The sequence below is a fragment of the Prauserella aidingensis genome, from assembly GCF_024171865.1.
Classification (GTDB): domain Bacteria; phylum Actinomycetota; class Actinomycetes; order Mycobacteriales; family Pseudonocardiaceae; genus Prauserella; species Prauserella aidingensis.
Genome location: NZ_JAMTCN010000008.1, coordinates 152363 through 168623, shown reverse-complemented (window position 1 = coordinate 168623; position 16261 = coordinate 152363). Strand labels below are relative to the sequence as shown.

The 16261-nt window shown below is 69.6% G+C and carries 16 protein-coding genes; 9 read left to right on the top strand and 7 right to left on the bottom strand.

Annotation, left to right across the window (positions count from 1 at the left end; translation table 11 throughout):
- The first annotated feature begins 64 nt into the window (after window positions 1-64).
- From LY13_RS11790 to LY13_RS11780, 3 genes are read left to right on the top strand one after another with little or no spacing between them, the layout of a single operon-like run.
- Window positions 65-946 (top strand): peptidoglycan-binding domain-containing protein, encoded by an 882-nt coding sequence (locus tag LY13_RS11790; RefSeq protein ID WP_253828423.1) that lies wholly within the window; start codon window positions 65-67, stop codon window positions 944-946.
- 60 nt (window positions 947-1006) lie between these two features.
- Complete coding sequence (locus LY13_RS11785) at window positions 1007-1873, top strand: M23 family metallopeptidase (protein ID WP_253828422.1); 867 nt, start codon at window positions 1007-1009, stop codon at window positions 1871-1873.
- A gap of 19 nt (window positions 1874-1892) precedes the next feature.
- Window positions 1893-2735 carry a peptidoglycan-binding domain-containing protein gene (locus LY13_RS11780; protein ID WP_253828421.1) on the top strand — a complete coding sequence of 281 codons (843 nt, stop codon included), beginning with the start codon at window positions 1893-1895 and terminating at the stop codon, window positions 2733-2735.
- Window positions 2736-3207: 472 nt separating this feature from the next.
- Here LY13_RS11780 and LY13_RS11775 read toward each other — a convergent pair whose 3' ends face one another.
- The 5 genes from LY13_RS11775 to LY13_RS11755 all read right to left on the bottom strand — a co-directional run bounded on the left by LY13_RS11775 (window position 3208) and on the right by LY13_RS11755 (window position 7545).
- The gene (locus LY13_RS11775; protein WP_253828420.1) at window positions 3208-5592 is read right to left on the bottom strand and encodes an ATP-binding cassette domain-containing protein; all 2385 of its coding nucleotides are present in this window, start codon (window positions 5590-5592) and stop codon (window positions 3208-3210) included.
- Between the two features lie 43 nt (window positions 5593-5635).
- Window positions 5636-6076: a nitroreductase family deazaflavin-dependent oxidoreductase gene (locus LY13_RS11770; protein ID WP_253828419.1), complete on the bottom strand. Its 441-nt coding sequence runs from the start codon at window positions 6074-6076 to the stop codon at window positions 5636-5638.
- A gap of 6 nt (window positions 6077-6082) precedes the next feature.
- Window positions 6083-6502 (bottom strand): VOC family protein, encoded by a 420-nt coding sequence (locus LY13_RS11765; RefSeq protein WP_253828418.1) that lies wholly within the window; start codon window positions 6500-6502, stop codon window positions 6083-6085.
- Window positions 6503-6511: 9 nt separating this feature from the next.
- Window positions 6512-6979 (bottom strand): helix-turn-helix transcriptional regulator, encoded by a 468-nt coding sequence (locus LY13_RS11760; RefSeq protein WP_372493812.1) that lies wholly within the window; start codon window positions 6977-6979, stop codon window positions 6512-6514.
- Window positions 6980-7053: 74 nt separating this feature from the next.
- Window positions 7054-7545, bottom strand: coding sequence for a cytidine deaminase (locus tag LY13_RS11755; RefSeq protein WP_253828416.1), 492 nt, complete (start codon window positions 7543-7545; stop codon window positions 7054-7056).
- A gap of 214 nt (window positions 7546-7759) precedes the next feature.
- Between LY13_RS11755 and LY13_RS11750 the strand changes: the two genes are divergently transcribed.
- Window positions 7760-8179 carry a YciI family protein gene (locus tag LY13_RS11750; protein ID WP_253828415.1) on the top strand — a complete coding sequence of 140 codons (420 nt, stop codon included), beginning with the start codon at window positions 7760-7762 and terminating at the stop codon, window positions 8177-8179.
- Entirely contained in the window at window positions 8176-9399 is a 1224-nt protein-coding gene (locus LY13_RS11745) for an RNA polymerase sigma factor (protein WP_253828455.1), read from the top strand. The genes LY13_RS11750 and LY13_RS11745 overlap by 4 nt, the downstream gene beginning before the upstream one ends.
- 202 nt (window positions 9400-9601) lie before the next feature.
- On the opposite strand, the gene LY13_RS11740 is transcribed toward LY13_RS11745, so the two are convergent.
- Window positions 9602-10201, bottom strand: a complete 600-nt coding sequence (locus LY13_RS11740; RefSeq protein ID WP_253828414.1) for a hypothetical protein — start codon at window positions 10199-10201, stop codon at window positions 9602-9604.
- Between the two features lie 210 nt (window positions 10202-10411).
- Here LY13_RS11740 and LY13_RS11735 point away from each other — a divergent pair, with 210 nt between their 5' ends.
- Complete coding sequence (locus LY13_RS11735; RefSeq protein ID WP_253828413.1) at window positions 10412-11080, top strand: Abi family protein; 669 nt, start codon at window positions 10412-10414, stop codon at window positions 11078-11080.
- Between the two features lie 76 nt (window positions 11081-11156).
- Here the strand turns inward: LY13_RS11735 and LY13_RS11730 are convergent, their stop codons facing one another.
- Window positions 11157-11843: a hypothetical protein gene (locus tag LY13_RS11730; RefSeq protein WP_253828408.1), complete on the bottom strand. Its 687-nt coding sequence runs from the start codon at window positions 11841-11843 to the stop codon at window positions 11157-11159.
- Window positions 11844-12419: 576 nt separating this feature from the next.
- Here LY13_RS11730 and LY13_RS11725 point away from each other — a divergent pair.
- Genes LY13_RS11725 through LY13_RS11715 form a run of 3 tightly spaced genes read left to right on the top strand, consistent with a single transcriptional unit; the run spans window position 12420 to window position 15747 of the window.
- Window positions 12420-14732 (top strand): VWA domain-containing protein, encoded by a 2313-nt coding sequence (locus LY13_RS11725; protein WP_253828406.1) that lies wholly within the window; start codon window positions 12420-12422, stop codon window positions 14730-14732.
- Window positions 14729-14950: a hypothetical protein gene (locus tag LY13_RS11720; protein ID WP_253828405.1), complete on the top strand. Its 222-nt coding sequence runs from the start codon at window positions 14729-14731 to the stop codon at window positions 14948-14950. The genes LY13_RS11725 and LY13_RS11720 overlap by 4 nt, the downstream gene beginning before the upstream one ends.
- The gene (locus LY13_RS11715) at window positions 14947-15747 is read left to right on the top strand and encodes a prealbumin-like fold domain-containing protein (RefSeq protein WP_253828403.1); all 801 of its coding nucleotides are present in this window, start codon (window positions 14947-14949) and stop codon (window positions 15745-15747) included. The genes LY13_RS11720 and LY13_RS11715 overlap by 4 nt, the downstream gene beginning before the upstream one ends.
- The last annotated feature ends 514 nt before the right edge of the window (window positions 15748-16261 follow it).

Below are 16261 nucleotides of genomic sequence, written 5' to 3'. Positions count from 1 at the left end.
CCGGACGTCCCTTTCGTTCGCCACTGTTCGTAGCGGCAACGCACCACGGCTGGAAGAGGAAGCGATGACAGTGAAGCGCCCCGTGTCGATGGCGGTGACGGGCCTCGCCGCAGCGGCGGCGATGGTGAGCCTGCCGATGTGTGCGGCCGCCGGCTCGGGCCCCACGGGCGGTGCCGGAGCCGCGGTCGGTGCCACGGAGCTGCCGAAGGTGAACATGGCGGCCGTCCTGAAGGCCGCGCAGATCGACCCGCAGCGACCGGATCAGACTCTCACCGACGGGGCGGCGAAGCACGTCAGAACGGTCGAGCGGGAGCTCGCCGAGCGCGGCGTTCTCGACCAGCGATACGTCGACGGCCACTACGGCACGGCGACGCTCGACGCCTACTCGGCGTTCCAGCGTTCGCTCGGCTACGAAGGACTCGCCGCCAACGGCATCCCCGGACACCGTTCGCTGACCGCACTCGGCGACCACGCCTTCGACGTCACCCACATCGTCCGGCCCGGTACGCGCACGACGTTCGACGGCGCCACGTTCAACAAGCGCACCAAGGACATGCTGCTCGAATCGCAGCGGCTGACCGGCGTGACGTTCGACGTCGAGCAGGGTTCGTACAACCCCGGTGGCGATCCGACGTCGGCGGGCACGCACGACGGCGGCGGCGCGGTCGACCTGTACGTCGACGGGATGAGCCCGCGCGAGCGCACCCAGGTCGTGCGCGCCCTGCGGAAGGTCGGGTTCGCCGCCTGGTACCGCACGCCCGCGCAGGGCGACTGGGGGCCGCACATCCACGCCGTCGCGCTGGCCGATCCGGACCTGTCCGAACCCGCCCGTGCGCAGACGGGCGACTACTACCTCGGCAAGAACGGTCTCGCCAATGACCGGCCCGACGACGGGCCCGAGGTCCCGCCGATCCGCACCTGGGAGGGATACCAGCGAACGCAGTGATCACCACCGCCGCGCCGAGGGCGGATTCACATCTCATCAACTTCTGCAGCGAGGAGAGTCATGAAGTTCCGTAAGATCTCGGCGGCCATCGCCGCCGCCGCTGTCGCGGCGACCGCCGCACTGATGTCGGTGGGTGCAGGCCAGGCGGCCGCGGCGCCCGCGTTCAAGATGCCGTTCAAGTGCGGCTACACCGCCACCGCGGCCACATGGAGCGGCCACAGCCCGCAGAACTCCGTCGACTTCCAGAAATCGGGCATCTGGAAGACGCCCGTCGTGGCGTCCGCGGGCGGCAGGGTCTCGCGCGTCGCCAACGAGGGCAACACCAGCTACGGCAAGTGGATCGAGATCGACCACGGCAACGGCTGGACCACCCGGTACGCCCACCTGTACTCGCAGGGCGTCAGCGTCGGCCAGCGGGTCAGCGCGGGCACGCAGATCGGCCGCGTCGGCAACACCGGCGGCTCGACGGGTCCGCACCTGCATTTCGAACAGCGGTTGAACGGCTCCGCCCAGCGCGTCGTGCTCGGCGGCAGGAACGTCCCGTACTTCACCAAGACCAGCTTCACAAGCAAGAACTGCGGCGGCGGTGGCGGTGGCGGGAACCCGTACACACCGAAGGAGATCTGCGGCAACGGCTTCGACGTGATCAACCAGCGGGGCCTCGACGGCAACGGCCGCATCTACCTGATGTACAACAACGGCACCGGCAAGAACTGCGTCACCACGATCAAGAACACGAAGATCGGCACGGCCAGCTCGACGTCGGCGTTCCTCGAGGTCCAGGGCGAGAGCCGCAAGACCGACCGTGGCCGGTTCAGTTACTACGCGGGTCCGGTGAAGGCGCAGGCCGCGAACCAGTGCGTCAAGTGGGGCGGCTCGGTCGGTGACAAGTCGTTCACCAGCAGGTTCGGCCACTGCGGTTCCTGACTGAGGCGAAGGAGAGCTCATGCGCAGGATCGCAGTGACGGCACTGTTGACGGCGGTGGCCGCGGCGGGACTCGCCCCCGCATCGGCCGCCGGTGAACCGAGCACCGCCGGACCGGCGGCCACGGCCGGTTCGGTGAACATGGAGATGGTCGTCAAGGCCGCAATGTGGGACCCGTACAAGCCGAACCGGTCGATCGTCCCCGGCGCGGGCACGTCGGTGACGAAGGTCGAGAAGGCGCTCGCCGCGAAGGGCCTGTTGGCGGGCAAGTACGTCGACGGGCACTTCGGCACGAGCACGGTCGACGCGTACGCGAAGTACCAGCGCAGACTCGGCTACTCCGGGCTGGCAGCCAGCGGCCTGCCCGGCAAGGGCTCGCTGACGAGACTCGGCGGCGACGCCGGGTTCGACGTGACGCGGAAGATCGACGTGGGCGGCAAGGTCCGGCTCGGTTCGGGCGACGTGCTGAACCGGCGCACGCTGAACATGTACGAAGAGGCGGAGAAGATCTCCGGCATCGACCTGACCGTCACGCAGGGCTCGTACACCGGGGCGAACCCGGGCTCGGCAGGCACGCACGACGGTGGCGGCGCGGTCGACATCTCGGTGCGGGGCATCAACGCGCACAAGGCCGTCAAGGCGTTGCGCCGGGTCGGGTTCGCCGCTTGGCACCGCACCGCCGACCAGGGCGACTGGGCACCGCACATCCACGCCATCGCCATCAATGACACCGATGTGTCGCCCGCCGCGCAGAAGCAGGTCGGCGACTACTTCCGCGGCAAGAACGGCCTGGCCTCGGGCGCTCCGGACGACGGCCCGAAGGTCGAGAAGGTCACGTGGGAGCAGTACCGGCGCAGTAACTGATCGCCCCCGCGGGCCGATCGACCCGGTGGGAACCGTTCGGCCCGTGGGGTCGTTCCGCCGCCGTCCAGGCGGGCGGCACGACCTTCCGGGGCTCCCTCCCCGCTCGGGCGGTGGTCCAACCACCGGTCCCACCCGGGTCACTGGGGGTATGCACAGACGAAGATCGCTTCCGTACCGGTCGTCCGTGCATACATGGCCCGGCCTGGAGGCCGGCCGAGACCGCCCCGGTTCGTCATCCCCGAAGGACGAACCGGGGCGGTTCCGTGTCCGGGCCCCGACGCGCTCGGGATCACGTCGGGGCCGGCACGGGCGACGGGTGGGCGCGCTGCCGCGCGCGCCTGTATCCGCAACACGAACCCCCGAACCTGCAACACGAGCCCCTGAACCCGCAACACGGGCCCCTGGGGCCGCAACACGGCCTCCGCAATCCGCAACACAAGCCCCCGAACCCGCAACACGGGCGTTGGTGCGCTCAGGCGACGTAGTCCGCCAGGTGTTGTCCGGTGAGGGTCGACCGGGCGGCGACCAGGTCGGCGGGCGTGCCTTCGTAGACGATCCGCCCACCGTCGTGTCCCGCGCCGGGGCCGAGGTCGATGATCCAGTCCGCGTGGGCCATCACGGCCTGGTGGTGCTCGATGACGACGACGGACTTGCCGGAGTCGACGAGCGTGTCGAGCAGGGCCAGGAGCTGGTCGACGTCGGCGAGGTGCAGACCGGTGGTCGGCTCGTCCAGCACGTAGACCCCCGCGGACTCGGTCATCCTGGTGGCGAGTTTGAGCCGTTGGCGCTCACCGCCGGACAGCGTCGTCAACGGCTGGCCGAGCGTCAGATAGCCGAGTCCGACGTCGTCGAGTCGCTTGAGGATCTTGTGCGCCGCGGGGATCCGTGCTTCCGAAGGATTGGCCCCGCCGCCGGAGAAGAACTCCTCGGCGTGGGCCACCGACATCGCGAGGACCTCGCTGATGTCCTTGCCGCCCAGCTTGTACTCCAGCACCTCGGCCTGGAACCGCTTGCCCTCGCACACCTCGCACGGCGTCGACACTCCCGCCATGATCGCCAGGTCGAGGTAGACGACGCCTGCGCCGTTGCAGTTCGGGCACGCGCCGTCGGAGTTCGCGCTGAACAGTCCCGGTTTGACCCCACCTGCCTTCGCGAACGCCTTGCGGATCGGGTCGAGCGCGCCCGTGTACGTGGCCGGGTTGGACCGGCGGGAGCCCTTGATCGCGGACTGGTCGACGATCGCGACGTCGTCGCGCCCGCCCAGCGACCCGTGGATCAGTGAGCTCTTGCCGGACCCCGCGACACCCGTGACGACGGTGAGCACGCCGAGCGGGATGTCGACGTCGACGCCGGTGAGGTTGTGCAGGTCGGCGCCGCGGATCTCGAGGGCTCCCTCCCCGGTGCGCACCGACGGCTTGAGCGCGGCACGGTCGTCGAGGTGTTTGCCGGTCAGCGTGTCGCTGCCGCGCAGACCGTCGACCGTGCCTTCGAAACACACCGTCCCGCCGTCGGTTCCCGCGCCGGGGCCGAGGTCGACGACGTGGTCGGCGATCGCGATCGTCTCCGGCTTGTGTTCGACGACCAGCACCGTGTTGCCCTTGTCGCGCAGTCGCAGCAGCAGGTCGTTCATGCGCGCGATGTCGTGCGGGTGCAGGCCGATGGTCGGCTCGTCGAAGACGTACGTGACGTCGGTCAGCGACGAGCCGAGGTGGCGGATGAGTTTGGTGCGCTGCGCCTCGCCGCCCGAGAGCGTGCCCGAGGGCCGGTCCAGCGACAAGTAGCCGAGTCCGATCTCGACGAACGAGTCCAGTGTGGACTGCAACATCTCCAGCAGCGGCCGCACTTGGGGCACACTGATGCCGCGCACCCATTCGGCGAGGTCGCTGATCTGCATCGCGCACGCGTCGGCGATGTTCACGCCGTCGATCGTCGAGGAACGCGCCGTCTCGTTCAGCCGTGTGCCGTCGCAGTCGGGACAGGTCGTGAAGGTGATCGCCTTGTCGACGAACGCGCGGATGTGCGGCTGCATCGCCTCGCGATCCTTCGACAGCATCGACTTCTGCAGCTTCGGGATGATGCCCTCGTAGGTGAGATTGATCCCGTCGACCTTGATCTTGGTGGGCTCCTTGTACAGCAGGTCGTCCAATTCGGATTTGCTGAACTCGCGCAGCGGCTTGTCCGGGTCGAAGAAGCCGCAGCCGATGTAGATGCGCCCGTACCAGCCGTCGGCGCTCCAGCCGGGGATCGTGAACGGGCCCTCGCGCAGCGACTTGCTGTCGTCGTACATGGCGGAGAGGTCGAAGTCGGTGACCCGCCCGGTGCCCTCGCACTCCGAGCACATGCCGCCGAGGATGCTGAAACTGCGCCGTTCCTTGACCTTCTTGCCGCCGCGTTCCATCGTGACCGCGCCCGCCCCGCTGATGGACGCGACGTTGAACGAGAACGCCTTCGGCGACCCGATGTGCGGCTCGCCCAGTTTGCTGAACAGGATGCGCAGCATCGCGCCGGTGTCGGTCGCCGTGCCGACCGTCGACCGCGGGTCGGCCGCCATGCGTTCCTGGTCGACGATGATCGCCGTGGTCAGCCCGTCGAGCACGTCGACGTCCGGGCGCGCCAGCGTCGGCATGAACCCTTGCACGAAGGTGCTGTAGGTCTCGTTGATGAGCCGTTGCGACTCCGCGGCGATCGTCGCGAACACGAGCGAGCTCTTGCCCGACCCGGACACGCCGGTGAACACCGTCAGCCGCCGCTTGGGCAGTTCGATGCTGATGTCGGCGAGATTGTTCTCCCGCGCGCCCTGCACGCGGATCAGATCGTGACTGTCGGCGGCGGGCGCCGCCGGCGTGTCCGTGCTCATCGGTTCTCCAGTGGGTTCGGTTCGGCTCGTCGACGGGATGCGGTCAACGGCGTGTCAGCCGCACGACGGGGTACTGCCTGCTGTGTTTGCGCTGGTATTTCGCGATGCGTGGCTGCTGTTCGACGATGCGCCGCCACGCCCGTTCGCGCTCGGCGCCGTCGAGGACCCGCGGGGTCACGGCGACGGGCTCCTGCCCGTGCCACTCGGCAGTCGCCTGTTCCGGGCTGGCCATCAGGTTGACGTACCAGTCCGGGTCGCGCTCACCGCCACCCGAGGCGATGATCAGCCAGGAGTCGTCGTCGCCGAACCAGGTGAGCGGGGTCTCCCGCGGCTCGCCGCTGCGCTTGCCGACCGTGTGGAGGATCAACAGGTCCATCCCCATCGACCGGCCGCCCTTGCGGCGGATGCGTTTCGCCGTGGAGGCGTTCGCCCGGTGCTGGATCCACCGGGACAACGCACTCGGCCCTGCGGTCTTCGTCGCCACCGCCGGTCACCCCGCCTGCTGGATGCGGATCATGTTGCCCGCCGGGTCGCGGAGTGCGCAGTCGCGGATGCCGTACGGCTGGTCGATCGGCTCCTGGACGACCTCGACGTCACCCTGCTGGACCTTGGCGAACGTCGCGTCGACGTCCGGGGTCGACAGGTTGATCATGGCGTAGGTGCCCTTGGCCATCATCTCCTCGATGAGGCTTCGCTCGGCGTCGGTGAGGCCGGGCGTGGCCTCCGGCGGATAGAGCACGACGGAGGTCTCCGGCTGGCCGGGCGGGCCGACGGTGATCCAGTGCATGTCGCCGTACTCGACGTGGTTGCGGACCTCGAAACCGAGGACGTCGCGGTAGAAGGCGAGCGATGCGTCCGGGTCGGAGAGCGGAAGCATGGCCTGGGCGATGGTGAGATCTGTGCTGGTCATGACTTCACGCTAGGCCCGGCGCCGCGCGGGCGCTTCTCGATTCCTGATCGGTCTGGTGACCTGCTTCGCCACACACGCGGGCATGCCGTCGGTCGCGCCCGCCTGCTCCTCCCGGTACCGGCTCGGCGACATGCCGACGAGCTCACGGAACCGCGTGCTGAACGTGCCGAGCGACGAGCCGCCGACCTCGAAGCACACCTCGGTGACGCTCAGGTCCCCGCGGCGCAGCAACGTCATGGCGCGTTCGATCCGCCGGGTCATCAGGTAGGAGTACGGCGACTCGCCGTAGGCCTCGCGGAACCGCCTGCTCAGGTGTCCCGCCGACATGTGCACGCCGCGGGCGAGGGCCTCGACGTCGAGCGGCTGCGCGTACTCCCTGTCGATCCGGTCGCGCACCCGCCGCAACAGCGTCAGTTCCCGCAGGCGCGCCGCATCGGTGGTGGTCACGCCCGCAAGCGTGCCACGCGGACCCGACATTCCGGGAGCCCCGCGGGGAGCCCCCAAGGGCACCTTGGTGGCGTTCAACGCCACCAAGGTGCCCCTGGGGGCGTTCAACGCCACGGGACGTCGTCGAAGACCGCGGCCCAGTAGTACGGCAGCGCCTCGCCGAGCGTGATCCACGCCGGATCACCGCGCTCGTCGCCGGGCCGCGGCACGGCGACGCAGACGTCCGGCCCGTGCACCGCGAGGCGTTCCCGGCACACCCCGCAGGGGCTGAGGACGACGAAACGGCCTGGCTGCTCGCGCGCCAGGCACACCGACGCGACGATCGCGCGGCCCAGCCGGAACGCCGCGGCGAACGGCTCGGTCTCGTGGCAGATCTCCACACCGGGATTTACGACGTCGGGCGCCGTTCCGGTGAGGATCGTGCCGTCGTCGAGGAGCATGGCCGCGGCGCCGCGCTCCACGTCGTCGGAGCCCTGGCCGGGAAAGCGGTTCTCGATGAGTGCGCGGCAGGCGGACACCGTCGCGGCGAGCCGATCCGGAGTGACGGTTCGCCGCGGAACAGGTGGTTGCGGTTCCGGATGCGGGGTCGTAGTCACCCGCCGGACCCTACGTCGGCACGGAAGCGACCGGACGGACATGTGCCGCCGGCGACCCTGTTGCGCTGCGAATACTCCGGTGGGCACGGCACTGCACGGGAAGTCGCCGAACTCTCTCGGAAAAAAATTCGGCGCCGTGTCGATTTCGAGAGGTGCCCACTCGACCTTGTGGTGAGAAGCTCCACGAGGGGGCTTCACGGCAAAGGAGCAGACGATGAAGTTCATGCTGATCATGCGGGCCACCGACGAGACCTTCGCAGCCTACGAGAACGTCGACTTCAACGAGATGATCGCCGTCATGGGCAAGTTCAACGAGGAGATGATGAACGCGGGCGTGATGATCGGTGGCGAGGGCCTCGACCCCGAGGACCCCGGCGTGGTCGTGGACTACTCCTCCGAGACGCCCGTCGTCACCGACGGCCCGTACGGCGAGACGAAGGAACTGTTCAACGGCTTCTGGATGCTCGAGGTGGCGTCCAAGGAAGAGGCGGTCGAATGGGCCAAACGCGCCCCGATGCAGGGCCCCGGCAGCAAGATGGAGATCCGCCGGGTTACCGAGATCGACGAGTTCCCGCAGGACAACGAGTGGGTCCAGAAGGAGAAGGGCTGGCGGGAGCAGCTCGGCACGGCCTGAGCGAACAGCTCGACGCCCGACGCCGGGTCGAGGCGCTGTGGCGGATCGAGTCGGCACGGATCGTCGCCGGGCTCGCGCGGTACACCGGTGATCTCGCGCTGGCCGAGGACGTCGCACAGGAAGCCCTCGCGGAGGCACTGGTCAACTGGCCCCGCGAGGGCGTTCCGCGCGACCCGGTGGCGTGGCTGCTGACAACGGGCAGGCGCAGGGCGATCGACGCGTTCCGCAGGCGGTCGGCGTTGGACGACCGCCTGCCGCAGCTCGACACCGGCCCGGCTCCCGACCGGCCCGACGACACCGACGACGACGTCCTCACGCTGATGTTCACCGCGTGCCACCCCGCGTTGTCGCGCGAGGCGCAGGTGGCGCTGACGCTGCGCGTGGTGGGCGGGTTGACGAGCGACGAGATCGCGCGGGCGTTCCTCGTGTCGACGGCCACCGTGCAGGCGCGCATCACGCGCGCGAAGAAGTCGCTGGGTGCGGCGGAGGCGGGTTTCCGGGCGCCGGAGTCCGACGAGCTCGGTGCGCGGCTCGCGGCGGTGCTGAGCGTCGTCTACGTGATCTTCACCGAGGGATCGTCTGCCAGCTCCGGGGATGCGCTGATCCGCTTCGACCTGGCGGGGGAGGCGCGGCGGCTCGCCAGGGTGCTGGCACGGCTGATGCCGGGCGAGAACGAGGTGCACGGCCTGCTGGCGCTCCTGGAACTGACGTCGGCACGATTCCCCGCCCGGACCGACTCCGACGGCGAACCGGTGCTGCTCGAGGACCAGGACCGGCGGTTGTGGGACGACTCGGCGATCCGCAGGGGCAGGGCGGCGTTGCGGTCCGCCGAACGGGTCGGCCGCGGCCTGGGCTACTACGGATTGCAGGCGGCGATCGCGGAATGCCACGCCGTCGCACGGTCCGTGGCGGACACGGACTGGGAACGCGTCGTCGCGCTGTACGAGGCGTTGGGGACGCTGGCGCCGTCACCGGTCGTGGAGCTGAACCGGGCTGTGGCGGTGTCGATGGCGCGCGGGCCCGCCGATGCGCTGCCCCTGGTCGACGCGGTCGCCGAGGACCTGCCCGATTCGCACCAGGTCGCCGGCGTGCGCGGGGAACTGCTGCGACGGCTGGGCCGCACCACCGAGGCACGCACCGAGCTGGAACGCGCCGTGTCGCTGTGCGGCAACGACCGCGAACGCACCGTCCTGCACCGCAAACTCGCCGACCTCCCCTGACGCGCGCGTGTTGCGGATCCAGGGGACCGTGTTGCGGATCCCGGGGCTCGTGTTGCGGATCCCGGGGCCCGTGTTGCGGACTCCGGGGCTCGTGTTGCGGTTCTCGGGGCTCGTGTTGCGGTTCTCGGGGGCCGTGTGCGGACTCGAGTCGGCGCCGCATCGACGTCCGGCCGCGCAGCTGCCTGCGGAACCGCCCGGCGGGTCAGAACGGCGCGTACTCGGCGTGTTCGTTGACGTCTCCGACGTGCTGCGAACCCGAGTACCGGCCGGGGAGATACCGGAGCAGCGCGTCGTGGGCCTGTAGGGCCGACCCGGACCTCCCGCCGACCCGCACCTGGTAGACGCCGTCGTCGCGCTTCAGGCGTTGCGCGCCGGCCACGCCCTCGGGGTTCGTGTGTGGGTCGAGGTTCAGTTGGAGGGCCGTCAGCACGGCACCTTCGCGGCGTTGAGCGCGCCGGCTGTACACGAGTTGTGCGGTGCGGAGCTCGGCCGAACGGACGTCGGCCCAGCCGACCCGCAGCTGCTGCCCGGGGCCGCCGGAGTATTCGACCCCCGTCGGCGTCAGCGCGATCCTGGGCGGCTTCCACGCGCGCCTCAGCCTGCGCATCGACGGCTTTCCGCCCAGGAACGTCAGCAGGCCGACGACGATCGGGATGAGCCGCAGCATCGTCCATTCGTACGTCGGCCACAGGCCCGCGCCGACGAAGAGCCCACCGAACACGACGGCCGCCAGGGCCCACGCCGCAGCCCGCCTGATCTCCTCGGCGGGCGGCCTCGTATCGATCAACAAGCCGTCATGCACCCGATCAGGGTAACGACGACGATCACGGACGCCCCGGCCCCGCACACGTCGCCGCACGCGCCATGGACTCCGGGGGCTCCGAACGGAAGAACGGCACCGCCCCGACGGGAGCGGTGCCGTTCCACGCTTTCCGTAACCGCGGCGGTGTGGCCCATCCTGTGCGGATCACCAGGGACCGTTCCGCAGTCTTCACCCCATAGGCTAGCGGCCGTGTCGGCGGACCACCACACGACCGAGGCCGTTTTCGCGGCGATGAGCCGCGCGAGGATGGCGAACTACCTCACCGCATGCGACGGCGACGAGACCGCGGCACTCGAACTCTACACCTGGAACTCGCAGGTCAGCGCGGCTTTCTGGGAGACGCTGGGGCACGTCGAGGTCGCCCTGCGCAACGCGATCGCGGCGCGGTTGCAGCTCCGGCACGTGCACCGGCGGCGCACCGGGTCGTGGCTCGACGACCATCACCAGGAACTGGACCCCAAGGCCCGGCACGACATCCGCAAGGCCCGCAACCGGGTACGGAAGAAGCACAAACCCGTCAGCGACGGCCAGACGATCGCCGAGCTGACCTTCGGGTTCTGGCGCTTCCTGCTGGCGAAGCAGTACAACACCGGTCTGTGGCCCGACCTGGCGAGGGGCTTCCCGCATGCGCCCGACAAGGCACGACACACCGTCGAACACCCGGTGAAGCGGCTGCACGAGTTCAGGAACCGGCTCGCCCACCACGAACCCGTCTGGGACAAACCTCTCGCCGCGTATCACCAGGACGACTGCGACGTCCTCGGGTACATCGACCCCGCGTTCGCCGCGTGGGTCGACAAGAACTGCCGCATCTCAGACCTGCTCCTGAGCTGCCCGGTGACCCGCCCCCACCCCTGAGCGGGCGCGCCTCGACGTCGGACGCTCAGCCCACCCCGAACACGCGACGTCACCACCGCGCCGGCCGACGCGGCGGTCAGCGGGCAGGGCGAGGGAACTCCGCGGCGATGTCGGCGATGCCGTCCATGTAATCGTGGTCCGGACGGCCGTCGACGGGTTCGACCTCGGCGATCACCGTCATCCGGCCCGTGCGGCGTGAGTCGTAGTTGTGCCCCGTCCAGTCAATCTCGCCCGCACCGGCGACGACGCCGGGCAGCGGAGTGATGTTGCCGGTGCCGTGAACGTCGGCCAGCTTCCGGAGCCTCGCCGCCTTCCCGGACGTCGGCATGCGCACCCACGACACCGACACCGCGATCCGATTCCCGTCGTCGTCCTCGAGCGTGAACAGCACGCGGTCCAGCGAACGGCACGGGTTGCGCCACAGAAAGCGCTGCACATCCCCGTACGAGTGCGGCCCGCACTCCACCAGGCGGTCCCACTCCCGGTCGCGGCGCCGGAGCTTCAGCCGCTGCCACGCCTTGGCGGGCCGGCCCTTGCGAGCCACCTTCTTGGCCTTCGGCAACGCCTGTCGCACGACCTGCGACATCCCGGACTGCATCGACATCCCGCTCGCACCGCTCGACACCACACCGGTCGTACCGCCCATCGGCTCGGCAAAAGCGATCACGCCCGCGGCAGCGGTGCCGGCCGCACCGATCTTCATCTTCGGCCCGAACTGACCGTTGGGCCGCCGAATCTGGTTCCTCCAAGAATCCTTCGCCACGTGCACCTCCCCCAGCTGACGACGGACGATCCTGCGGGATGCGACGGCCGAACCCAACCTCGCGCGGAACGGACCACCGGAACAGCCCACGGCGAACACCCACACGGCCGCCGTCGGCGGTGGCCCGGACGGCCGTCGACGTCCGGGGCAGCCGGCCTCCGACGCGTCCACCTCTCCGGCCCGCCCGCCCCGGCACGTGATCTCGAACCAACGGAAGGCCCGACCCGCGAATCCGGATTTTCACACTCGTCCGTTCGAGTAGTTTTCCGAGAAAGGTGCGCGGCCGGGATCGGCATTCGTCGGACAGGACGTCCGGAGTGGGCTGGACCAGGGATTCCGTGTCCAGCGCATGATCGCGATGCGTGTTACAACGGTTCAGTCCACAATTCCGTTCCGAGTTTCCCCTATCCGTCCCCGTCGGTGAAGGGAGCCCTCATCGTGGCGGCTACAGGAGTTTCCGGTCCCGGACATCTGCGCAGACGTGGTCCGCTCGCGGTCCTCGGTGCCCTGGCCTGCGTGGCGATGCTGCTGGTGCCGACCACTCCGACGGCCGCGTAGACCGACACGACCGCGCTCGTGCGGGTCTACGTCGGCGACATGCGCACCGGCCCCGACTCCATCGGCCCGCTCGAGGGCGCCCGGTTCGGCCTGTTCCCGACCAACCCCGGCGCGAGCATCGACGACCACGACGGGTTCACCAACGAAACTCCGCAGTTCAGCTGCACGTCCGGCGCGGACGGCTGGTGCGAGTTCACCGTCGACGTCACCGAACTGCCCGACAACAACCGGCTGTGGCTCGCGGCCACCGGTTCACCCGTCGACGCCGAGGGCAACCCGACCCGCTACGCCAACCCGCAGTGGCAGACCGGCCCGCCTCTTGCCGTCCGGGAACGATCCGCTGCGGTCGCTGCGCCACACGTTCCAGACGCCCGTGCTCGAAGCCGGCCAGACGTACTCGTCGTTCGGGGAGAACCGCAACTGAATCACCGACCCGGGCCTGCTGACCGATCCGCCGATCGTCACGCCCGGCGCCGACACCACGGGCGCGCGGCCCGACGGGAACAACTACCAGCGCCGCGTCGCCTCCGGCGGCGTCGTCCCGCTGTCCCGGCGGGATCCGGAGCTGACACGGACTGCGGACTCAAGGTCGCCCTGGTCGTGGACCTGTCCAGCTCGGTGACCGGCTACGTCGACGACATCAAGGGCGCGCTCGACAGTTTCGTCGAGTCGTTGCAGGGCACGCCGTCGCAAGCGGCGCTGTTCACCTTCGGCACGGACTCACCCGCCAACGGTTACGACGCCAACACCGGCCTGCTGCCCGTTGCCACCGCAGGCGACAACCGCACCTTCCGCGAGCTGTACACCGACTGGGGGAATCCGGACACCAACTACACCAACTGGGACCGCGGCATCGGTGCGGTCGCCGACGCCAACGCCGCCCACCCCGAGAGCGAACGGTTCGACATGGCCGTCGTGCTGACCGACGGCAACCCGACGGTGTACGGCCCGAACCCGACACCGAACGGTCAACTCGACGACCGCAACAGCGGATACACCCGCTTCCGCGAGCTCGGCAACGCGACCGCGTCGGCGAACCTGCTCAAGAGCCAGGGCACCCGCATCCTCGTCGTCGGCGTCGGCTCCGGTGTCGACGGCCCGGACGCCGCGTACAACCTGCGCACCATCTCCGGCCGGGACCCGTACACGGGCGACAACATCCGCGAGGCCGACTACTTCCAGACCGACGATTACGAGCCCGCCGGGCACGCGCTGCGCGATCTCGTGTTGGCGAACTGTGCCCCGTCGGTGTCGGTGGTGAAGCAGATCGTGCCCTACGGCGGCACGACCGAGAACGCCTACGCGGGGACCGGGTGGGAGTTCACCGGGACCCCGTCACCGCCCGCCACCGTCACACCGACGACCGGCAGAACCGACTCGACCGGGGCGATGAACTTCGACCTGGGGTTCGACACAGAGACCGCCGACCTCCAGGTCGAGGAAACGCAGCAGTCCGGGTACACGTCCATGCCCGAGGAGACCGAGTGTGTCGCCAAGGAGTCGGGTGAGGACCAACTTGTGCCCATCACACAGGACCCCGGGAACCCCGAGGCGTTCACCGTCGAGGGCGTCGGGGTGAACTCCGTCGTCTCCTGCACCGTCTACAACAGAGCCCCGGACCTGGACTCGGCGTCGGTGACGGTCGACAAGCAGTGGGAAGTCACCAGGACGACCGGCCCGAACGGCGAGACGACGACCGACACCTACGCCGCGGGCGACCAACCCACGGGCCTGAACTCGTCGCTCACGCTCGCCGGCCCCGACGGCGCCGGGGCCGGCACCCAGGCGTGGGGTGACCCGCGCGAGGGCTACAGCGTCAGCGAGGACGGCTCGGTGCACGTCGACGAGAACGTCACCATCCAGCCGTCGGGATGCGAGCTGACCGGCACCGACATCGACGGCCAGGCCATGACGCCCGGCACCGGCGCCGACATGGAACTGACCTCCGGCTCCAACGAGTGGACCATCACCAACGAGGTCGAGTGCCACAGCCGACTGCGGCTGAACAAGAACGTCGCGAGCGGTGACCTCGGCCCGCAGTGGTGGCAGCTTCGGGCCATCGGCCCCGACGACGTCCTGCCCGGTCCGAACGGCCGCACCACGACCGACTGGGCCGAGGTGACGCCGGGTGCGACCTACCAGCTCGCCGAGCGGGCCGACACCCCGGAACCCGAGGGCGACGCGCCGCACGACATCGTCCACTACGTGCAGAACGACCAGCGGATGAAGGATCCCGACCTGAGTACCCGCAGTCGACGGGCTCGTGGAGCTGCGAGATCCCGGGCAGCCAGCAGGGCGGTGGGTTCTCCACCGACGTCGAGGGTGCCGTGACGGTGCCGCTCGGTGAGGACGTCGAATGCACGGCCACGAACCAGACGGCGGACATGAGCGTCACGAAGCAGGTGCAGGGCGGCGACGCCCAGCCCAGCGACTTCACGTTCCGCCTGACGCCGCTGGACCCCGTGCCGCCGGCGGGCACTCGCACGACCTGCGTAGCGGGCAGTCGCAGGACGTCCGCCCGCAGCAGGACTACAAGGCCGAAGAGGTGAACGTCCCGGACGGCTACCGAATGGTCGACCTGTCGTGCACCACGGGCCCGCAACGGCAGGTCGTCGACCCTTCGCGCTGGGCGCTCGAACCGGGCGGAACGGGACAGTGCACGGCCGTGAACCGGCGCATGTCGGAGCTGACGGTCGAGAAGCTCGACGCCGACGACGGGTCGACACTGCCGGGCGCGGAGTTCGAGCTGTACCGCGACACCGACAGCGACGGCACCGACGGCACGAGTCAGGACGCGCCGGACGCCGACGACTACCGGGTCGACACGTGCACCTCGGGTGGCAACGGCAGGTGCGCGATCGGCGACCTCGACTTCGGTGACTACTACTGGTATGAGAAGTCGGCCCCGGATGGCTACAGCCTGCCCGAGGACCTCACGAGTGACATCGTGACGATCGACGCCGACAACGCGGGCGAAACGCACGTCACGACGTTCCGTGACAGCCGGATCCCGGGCCCCGGCCCGGATCCCACCACGACGGAACCGCCGGACCCGACCCAGCCCACCAACCCCACCGAGCCCACGAGCACCACGGGGCCGCCTCCCGGGCCCGGGCCGTCCACGAGCGAGGGCCCCGACGGACCGAACGGGCCTGGCGGGCCTGGCGGGCCTGGTGGCGCGGGAGACGGCGGCGGAGGCGGTCCACACGGGACGGACGGCGACGGCTCGAACGGCCTGTCGGACACCGGCGCCGACGTCGGCGTCCCGTTCGCGCTGGGTCTCGCGTTCCTCGTCGGCGGTGCGGCACTCGCGGCGCTCGCACGGAGGAAACCGGGCAAGAGCTGAACCGGGAGAAGGTGATGTGTCGACAAGTCGCCTACGCTGCCCGGCGGCTGTGGCCGTCCGGCGGTACGTTTGGGACGGGGTCCGGCCGGGTACGGACCGAGCCGGTCGAAGGTCGCGAAGACTCTCGATTGAGAATCGCACGAACTCGGGCCTGTATTACAGCTTTGACCTGCGACTTTTTGCACATTTGCAGAGTGGCGTAGCCCCACCTGGGCGTGGCACATTCGAGGGTGCGTTGGGCCACGTCCCCCAGCGCCGAGGAACTCACCCGGCAACCCGACTCGCGAGTGCGGCAGCGTTGTGCGCCGACGGAGGAGTCCTCGCCACATGGGACGGCGAGCGCGGTCCAGAAGGGAGGTGTCAAAAGATGCGAGTGATCTACACCGCGATTCGTCGCTACGTCGCCGAGCTGAACCGGATGCAGGACGTCGGCCGTGGCCTCTCCACGCACAACGGGGAGAAGGCCGGCCGCTGACAACACCGGTAGTCCCAGTTGGTTGTTTCCGGTCCGGCG

Excerpts from the sequence above, each read along its gene's own strand:
- LY13_RS11780 (WP_253828421.1), top strand. The coding sequence starts at position 1,893 with ATGCGCAGGATCGCAGTGACGGCACTGTTGACGGCGGTGGCCGCGGCG.
- LY13_RS11785 (WP_253828422.1), top strand. The coding sequence starts at position 1,007 with ATGAAGTTCCGTAAGATCTCGGCGGCCATCGCCGCCGCCGCTGTCGCG.
- LY13_RS11775 (WP_253828420.1), bottom strand. The coding sequence starts at position 5,592 with ATGAGCACGGACACGCCGGCGGCGCCCGCCGCCGACAGTCACGATCTG.
- LY13_RS11790 (WP_253828423.1), top strand. The coding sequence starts at position 65 with ATGACAGTGAAGCGCCCCGTGTCGATGGCGGTGACGGGCCTCGCCGCA.
- LY13_RS11760 (WP_372493812.1), bottom strand. The coding sequence starts at position 6,979 with ATGTCGGGTCCGCGTGGCACGCTTGCGGGCGTGACCACCACCGATGCG.
- LY13_RS11750 (WP_253828415.1), top strand. The coding sequence starts at position 7,760 with ATGAAGTTCATGCTGATCATGCGGGCCACCGACGAGACCTTCGCAGCC.
- LY13_RS11765 (WP_253828418.1), bottom strand. The coding sequence starts at position 6,502 with ATGACCAGCACAGATCTCACCATCGCCCAGGCCATGCTTCCGCTCTCC.